At 40.4% G+C, this 1,841-nt stretch carries 1 protein-coding gene; it reads left to right on the top strand.

What is annotated here, in order from left to right:
* Positions 1-124 precede the first annotated feature (124 nt).
* Positions 125-1,417 carry an IS110 family RNA-guided transposase gene (locus DBX25_RS20350; protein WP_108672579.1) on the top strand — a complete coding sequence of 431 codons (1,293 nt, stop codon included), beginning with the start codon at positions 125-127 and terminating at the stop codon, positions 1,415-1,417.
* Positions 1,418-1,841 lie beyond the last annotated feature (424 nt).

Raw genomic sequence — 1,841 nt, 5'->3', positions numbered from 1 at the left:
GGGGCAGCATTCCTGTAATGACTGAAAATGAGATTTGAACAAAAAAATAACCTCTTGGTAGAATGAGAGTGTCCTGAAGCTGGCCAGCGAAAAGGCCAATACTCAATTACCAGGAGGCTTTAAAATGAATTATAACCAAAATGAAAAGATTGCTCAAATTACTTCTCAGACTCTTATTATAGGCGTTGATATAGCCAAGTTCAAGCACGTTGCACGTGCGCAGGATTTCAGAGGTATGGAGTTTAGTGCCCCTTGTTATTTCGAAAATACTAAGCAGGGATTTCAACTATTTCTCCAGTGGATTCATCATTTGAAGCAAGAACAGAACATGGAAAAAGTAATAGTAGGCATGGAGCCTACCGGTCATTATTGGCTTAATTTAGCTCACATTCTAAAAGAAAATGAGATTAAGTTTGTCGCTGTGAATCCATTGCATGTGAAGAAAAGTAAGGAACTCGACGACAATTCACCGACCAAGAACGATGTGAAAGATGCCAGAGTTATTGCACAGTTGGTCAAGGATGGGAGATACGCTGAACCTACGCTTCCGCAAGGAGTTTATGCAGAGCTCCGCGTGGCGAAAAAAATTCGTGATCTCTTAACAGATGACCTTCAAACAGTTCAAGGGCAGATTCATAACTGGATCGATCGTTATTTTCCAGAGTTTCTGATCGTCTTTAAAAGCTGGGAAGGGAAGTCAGCCCTCCAACTATTAAGACTAGAAGCCTTACCTCATGAACTGGTTGAATTCTCTGATCAAGATCTGTTAGAACACCTAAGAAAAGCAGTGAAACGTAGTGTAGGACTGAACAAGATTCATCAATTAAAGCGAGTAGCCAATGAGTCCATCGGACTTCGACAAGGAACTTCAATGGCCAAGCTAGAACTGACAACCTTACTTGATAAGTATGATCTAATCCAAATGAAATTCGAAGAATTAGATACACAAATAGATAAACTGATAGAAGATATCCCAGGTGTCCAGCAAATGTTGGCCATCAAGGGTGTAGGAAGAGACACCGTTGCCGGATTTTTCGCGGAAGTAGGTGATCTTGGAGACTACACCCATCCTAGACAAATCATAAAGTTGGCTGGGTTGAGCTTGAAGGAAAATACTTCAGGGAAGCATAAGGGACAAACCAGGATAACGAAAAGAGGAAGAAAGAAGCTGAGGGCACTTCTCTTCAGAGTTTGTATGATTATGGTCGCAAAGAACTCTGCTTTTAAGGCTCTGCATGCCTACTATACACAACGTCCAGATAATCCACTAAAGAAAATGCAGTCTCTGATTGCATTGTGTAATAAGTTAATCCGAATTTTCTTTGCGATTGGGAAGAAACAATTTGAGTTTAGTGAAGATAGAATGTTAAAGGATATCCCTCATATGAGACAAAGAGTAGTAGAAATAGCAGCGTAATCTAGTAAAGATCAGTTTTATAGCGAATAGATTTTTGGTGTCATACGTCACGTACATTTGAAGCACGGATTAGTCAGCAAAGCAACTAAACTTCGGGCAAAGACCCTGTGGGGCAGCATGACTGACATCCACCTCATGGAAAGGTTGGACGAAGGAATTTGAGAGCGAAGACTCTGTGAGACATGGGAGGGTTGACCTCCATGAGAGATGTGGACATCCACCAGTGCGATCATAATTTAACTCATCCACCATTTTTTGTAAGTGAGTGGCTAATGAGTTATGAGTTTTTTTTCTTCAAGGGTCCAAATTTATCCTTTCAAGATAAATCCAACCACATTAATGACATATAACACCAAATTAACGAATTTTGAAATACTGAGAAAACCAGAGAAAACGGGCGATTTCGCTTTCTTTATTGAGGGAG

This window comes from Peribacillus acanthi, assembly GCF_003073175.1.
Lineage (GTDB): Bacteria > Bacillota > Bacilli > Bacillales > DSM-1321 > Bacillus_BN > Bacillus_BN acanthi.
Note: the sequence above shows the minus strand (reverse complement) of the source record. Positions and strands in the feature narration are given on the sequence as shown.